This window comes from Mesorhizobium sp. M7A.F.Ca.CA.002.15.2.1 (assembly GCF_003998715.1).
Lineage (GTDB): Bacteria > Pseudomonadota > Alphaproteobacteria > Rhizobiales > Rhizobiaceae > Mesorhizobium > Mesorhizobium ciceri.
This window is the reverse complement of sequence record NZ_RZPI01000419.1, coordinates 1-5,018: the sequence shown is the minus strand read 5'-3', so window position 1 is coordinate 5,018 and position 5,018 is coordinate 1. Positions and strand designations below refer to the sequence as shown.

Below are 5,018 nucleotides of genomic sequence, written 5' to 3'. Positions count from 1 at the left end.
CGCAAAACCGTCAGCCATGAGCCGATGTAGTCGGCATGGCGCACGGTCGGCTCGATGCCGAGACTGCTGCAGATGAAGGCTGATGCGATTTCGGCGACCAGTTCCTCGCGCGCATAGGTGTTGGACCCGAAGGAGCCGGACAGGTCGCGCGCGAGTCGCCTCGGGTGGCCGGTCCAGTGGCCAAGCTCGTGAAAGCAGGTCCGGTAATAGTCGATCTGGTGGAAGAAAGCCGGCTGCGGCGGCACCTGTATGGTGTCGCTGCCGGGCATGTAGAAGGCGCGCTCGCCGCCGACGCGAAAATCAGCGCCGGTTGCATGAATGAGCGCCTCGGCCTGCGGGACCATCTCGCGCTCAGGCAGAGGCTCGCCGGCGGCGTAAAGATGTTCGGGCAGATTATCGCACTGCGCGACATTGAAGACGGTGAAGCGCTTCAGGAAGGGCACCGCCTGCGGTTCGTCGCCATCGGTGTCGGCGCGTTGCTTTTCGTTCTTGGGAACAAAGCGGTCAGCGTGAACGATGGTGGTGCCGTGCTCGCCCTTCCTGACATTGCCGCCAAGCGAAAGCGCCTGCCGGAAGGTGAGCCAGTTCTGGCTGGGGAAACCGCGCTCGATGACCGCGCCCCACAGGATCAGGATATTGATGCCGGAATATCGGCGCTGGGTGGCCGCATTCCGCGGCAGGCCGAGGCCTGTCCTTGCCCTGCCCCACGGCTTGACCCATGGCACGGTGCCGCGCTCCAGTTCGGCAATGATGCGGTCGGTGATTTCCTGATAAAGGCTGGCGCCGGTGCGCCCGCCGCTGTCTGCGCCAGCCTGTCGGCTGCCGCAACGTTTGTTGTTTGCACGCATCGTGATGTCCTCCGCTCTACAATCGCGCGCCCTCCCCGGAAGCGGGGTGGGCGGCAAAAGCGACCGGAAAGGCCCGCCGTCGGAGGCGGACTGCATCAGCAGGACCGGAACGGAGTGGAGGACCCGAAAGCGACAAGCGAAGGGTTGCGGGACGCCGCGGCGGGCCTAGAAGGGAGTGCTGCCCACCCTGCGCCAGGGGGAAGGCCACAATAGAAAGACGCCGGCCGACAGGCCGGCGACCGTCAGCAGCCGAAGGCTGCCCCGCGCCAGGGGGCGATGCCGCAGGGCCAAGACCGCCTGAGCTTGCCGAAGAAAAGCGGGCTCGGTTCACGAGCACCCGGCCAGCGACTTCAGGCGCGGGCGCTCAGGATTGTTGTTGGCGCCCACGGCAGCTGGATGACCGCAACAAGATTACGAGGAGCGACAGCAAAGCCAGCTGCCACAAACGGCACGCTCCGGCAACAACAGCGTGGCCGGTCTACAGATGCTGCCCCGCACGAGAGCCAGCACGCTTTGAGCGCGCATCGGCGATGCAAGCGTTGCAAGCTGGCCATGTCCACAAGGTCGGCGACCACTATATCGCCGACCACCAACGCGGGCGTACCGTCTAAGTGCAGACCTTTCGCGAGTGCGCGGACGCGCGCATTTCATCTGCGATGGCCGGATCTTGCATTCCCGCTTGAGCTGCTCAACGTCAAGGCCTACACGCGCTGCGATCTTGAGAGTGACCCTTCAACTGGGGGAAATCATAAGGGCGCGGTGGAATTCGTCGAACTTTCCCTGTTTTCTCGAGGCGAGTGCGGCGAAGGCTGGGAATTGGGAATCCGGTCCCAGGACCGGGAACTGTTTGATCACAAGCTTCAGATTGGGCTCATGCTTGAAGGCTTTTTGGTAGTTGATATCAGCCAGTCTGCAATGCGGACAGTTGTGGTAGTCATTGAATATGACCAGAACGGCATCGCCTTGCGGGTTGCCGGCGATTGGCGAAGGAGATCGTTGTCGAATGCGCCGCTCCACTTTTGCCTGTCGGTCGACCACGCCTGCCGGTGCAGGTTCGCGCTATATTGGCTCGCCAGCAAGGCGAGGAGTAAAAGAAGAGCTGCGACAGTGATGGCAGTCGGCTTAGACATGAGTCTCCAATCCATGGACGGCGTGGCAGCAACGGCCGCCTTTTTGGTGTAAAATGGGTCAGTTTTGATCGTGCCCCGCAGTTGCTACAGGCGCACAGGTGCCGGTGCGATCTGGCGGTTTCTCAAATACGGCTTTGCGCCATCGGGTCCACCCCAATAGCTGAGCGTCGTTCGCACGGGGAATTGTGTTCACCACGCCGGGCGACTTGACCGTCCACCGCCAGAGCGCTGAACGGTCCGCTAGTGAGGCGCTCCCCGAATCGTCGTTTATCCCGCTCGCCCCGGACCGGGTGACAGCCAGCGTTGCCGCTACGCTGCGGAGAAAAACCGTCAGCGCGTGGCATTCGGACATAAGCTGATCGACGCCAAGAATAAGCCCCACGGAGGTGACCGGTGCGGCCGGAACAAGAAAGAGCGTTGCAGCCATTGTGACGAGGCCTGCACCGGTAATGCGGGTTGTTCCGTTCGAAGGGAACAATGCGACAAACAGCATGAGGATCCGGCAGCCGATCGGGAGATCAGTTTTCGTCGCTTGGGCGATGAAAAGGGCGGCGAGCATCATATTCGTGCCGTCCAGATTGAATGGAATGAGACCCACGACCGAATGCGTGGCGCCGGCCTTTTCCATCTTCTCCATGAGCGAGGCCAGCGCGGCCTCTGAGGAGGACATTGCGAGCAGCAGCTCGTCCTTGATGTATCGGACGAGAGAGAAGAGCGAGCGGCCGTTGTAGCGGCAGACCGCGCCGAACAGGATCGAGAGGAACAGGACCGAGAGGAACAAGACTTGCAGGATGTCGCCTTCCGCGAAGGCACTGGCAATCGTTGACGGGATGATGTTCATCAGGAAGCTGGTCACGGACTGCTCGTGAGCCGTGGCCACATAGCCCTTAACGGCTTCGACATCGAGCGAGGCCGGATCGATGTTGAGGCCGGCGCCAGGCTGAACGATATTCGCGACAATCAGCCCGACAAGGAGTGCTAGCGTCGAGAAGGTAAGGAAATAAACCATCGCCTTGGCGGCAACTCGGCCGACCTTCTGCAGATCGCTCATGCCGGCAATGCCGGTCGCCATTGTCAGGAAGATGACAGGTACGGTGATTATCTTGACGACATCGACGAAGGCATCGCAGAGCGGCTTCAGGCTGTGGCCGGTCTCCAAATGGAAATAGCCGATTGCGGCACCCAGGATTATGGCGGCAAGTACCTGCACGTAGGTCCGGGCAAAATGGCGCTTGCGGGGCGCTAAGATCGCGCGGGGAACTCTTGGAACCAACACCGTCTCTCTCCTTGACCGGATCGGGGTGGGGCTCCTCCCTCTCCCATGCAGTGCTCCGGTCGAACGCTGCGCCCACTTCGGCGCAAACGATGTGCCAAATAGCAAGAGGGGAAAACGCGCAGGACCTCACGCAATGCTTGCGATTCGCTCTCCCACACTCGTGCAGTGGTTGCCTGTCGCAACTATGGAAGGGTCGATTCTGGGAACTCCAAAGGCCGCTCTTTGCGTCGACGCAGCTTGGCTGCCTGGAAGGTTCCCTCTTTGCCTTGCGGTCTGCGAGCTGGGTCCAGATGGTCATCATTTGGCTGCGCGCTGCACGGGGCTCGAAAGATTCAATCGAGGACGGGTCCTCTTGGAAAACGGGGGCAGCGTTGGTCAAGCCCTTCCACCCTGCTGTCCCAATGGTGTTCAGAAGCTCAGTTCACGATCAAGCGATGGATCAGCGTCATCTGGCGTTTGCGCCATCGCGGCGGCGTTGCAACGGGTCTGCCAAAGATGAGCAGGCCGCGAGGCAGGGTCCGAGACCTAGACTCCAACCTCATAGCGCGCTCGGCTCGCGTTCGGAAGGTTCGAACCGCAGCACGATCAGGTGGCGACACCGTTGGTCGGAACCGGAACCCGACGAATGATCGTTCGTGACCGACATCTGTGAACAAGCAGTATGTGTCATTGCAATCACCACCCGTTGCGCGGAAATGCCCATATGGCCGTGAATGAACTGGATTTGGTGATTTTCCAGATGGCGGTGGAAAGCGTCCGCTTGCTCTCTTCAAGCTTTGATGAGAAGGCGGCTGAGATAGCCACGAGGAGCCGTGGTAGCCTTCTTTTTGACGTGCGGGTGGACGGTGACCTGGAGGTCCAGCGAGTCGCAGCCATTGGATATCCAGGCGACAAGATCGGTGTGGTGGCATTGGACCGAGAGGGCCTTGTTAGCTGTTGTTGCCTTGTCAATGGCACCTTCTCACCTTTCATTGCACCGTTGGAGAACTGGACCAGCATGCCCCTTTCGATGCAGGCCCAGATCGATGTCACAGGCTATGCGAGGCTCCTTCTGGCCGCCTTGCGAAATGCTGGACATATGCTGGACAGGTAGCATCGCGATGATGTCTGTGATGAGATGGTGCAAACGGCTGGATGAGGCGATCGCTTGCTGGCAGCTTTGGCAACAAAGCGATCGGTGAGTTCGCAATGCTGGAACACGTCCTTTAGACTCTGCAGTTAAGTTAGCGGACTACCATCTGACGAATGCCCTCTGACAGTCTGCATGGCGCGGCATGCCCTCTTAGGAATGCAGCCGTGGTTCTACACCATCGGCTGTTTTTGTGTCGAAGGCGACGGGCACGCCATGAACGAAGGAAGCGGCCGCCAACAGTTCCTCCAACTCGCGGTCGGTGGCCTTGCATGCCGGCATTAGTGTTCGGATGGCGCGGATCGCCTGCGCCATGGAGAGAAAGCGGACCCTTCCCCTGGAAAGGACATAGGCTTCTGCGGCTTTTTCGACGGTGACGGTGTGAAACGAATTGGTCATGACGAATTCCTCCCTGAACCCTGACCAACCCGACTTATGGCACGAATTCGACCGCCTTCAAGCCTATGTCCGATTGCGGACAATCGCTGCGATTCGTTCAAAACCGCTGATGCTTTTGGGCGACCTGGTGAGGGGCAAGGAGACGTCGGCTGAACCCGTTTCAACCGACATGCTTCAGGCAGCGGCCAGGCCGAAATAACGCTGCTCCTCCTTGTCATAAGCGCCATGTGTGAGCT

General features: G+C 60.2%; 5 protein-coding genes. 1 reads left to right on the top strand and 4 read right to left on the bottom strand.

The features are described 5' to 3' along the window. The 3 genes from ENZ74_RS21470 to ENZ74_RS21460 form a co-directional block, all read right to left on the bottom strand. The coding region (locus ENZ74_RS21470; RefSeq protein ID WP_127312977.1) for a zincin-like metallopeptidase domain-containing protein at positions 1 to 848 on the bottom strand (848 nt) is incomplete at its 3' end. A gap of 732 nt (positions 849 to 1,580) precedes the next feature. Next, the gene (locus ENZ74_RS35265; RefSeq protein WP_224570942.1) at positions 1,581 to 1,865 is read right to left on the bottom strand and encodes a thioredoxin domain-containing protein; all 285 of its coding nucleotides are present in this window, start codon (positions 1,863 to 1,865) and stop codon (positions 1,581 to 1,583) included. A 171-nt stretch (positions 1,866 to 2,036) separates the two neighbouring features. After that, positions 2,037 to 3,251 carry a cation:dicarboxylase symporter family transporter gene (locus ENZ74_RS21460; RefSeq protein WP_210326676.1) on the bottom strand — a complete coding sequence of 405 codons (1,215 nt, stop codon included), beginning with the start codon at positions 3,249 to 3,251 and terminating at the stop codon, positions 2,037 to 2,039. A 706-nt stretch (positions 3,252 to 3,957) separates the two neighbouring features. Between ENZ74_RS21460 and ENZ74_RS21455 the strand changes: the two genes are divergently transcribed. Beyond that, positions 3,958 to 4,347 carry a hypothetical protein gene (locus ENZ74_RS21455; RefSeq protein WP_024505560.1) on the top strand — a complete coding sequence of 130 codons (390 nt, stop codon included), beginning with the start codon at positions 3,958 to 3,960 and terminating at the stop codon, positions 4,345 to 4,347. Between the two features lie 189 nt (positions 4,348 to 4,536). Here ENZ74_RS21455 and ENZ74_RS21450 read toward each other — a convergent pair whose 3' ends face one another. Then, entirely contained in the window at positions 4,537 to 4,782 is a 246-nt protein-coding gene (locus ENZ74_RS21450; RefSeq protein ID WP_063169243.1) for a hypothetical protein, read from the bottom strand. Between the last annotated feature and the right edge of the window lie 236 nt (positions 4,783 to 5,018).

Coding starts and splice junctions, on each gene's coding strand:
- ENZ74_RS21455 (WP_024505560.1), top strand. CDS start 3,958: ATGGCCGTGAATGAACTGGATTTGGTGATTTTCCAGATGGCGGTGGAA.
- ENZ74_RS21450 (WP_063169243.1), bottom strand. CDS start 4,782: ATGACCAATTCGTTTCACACCGTCACCGTCGAAAAAGCCGCAGAAGCC.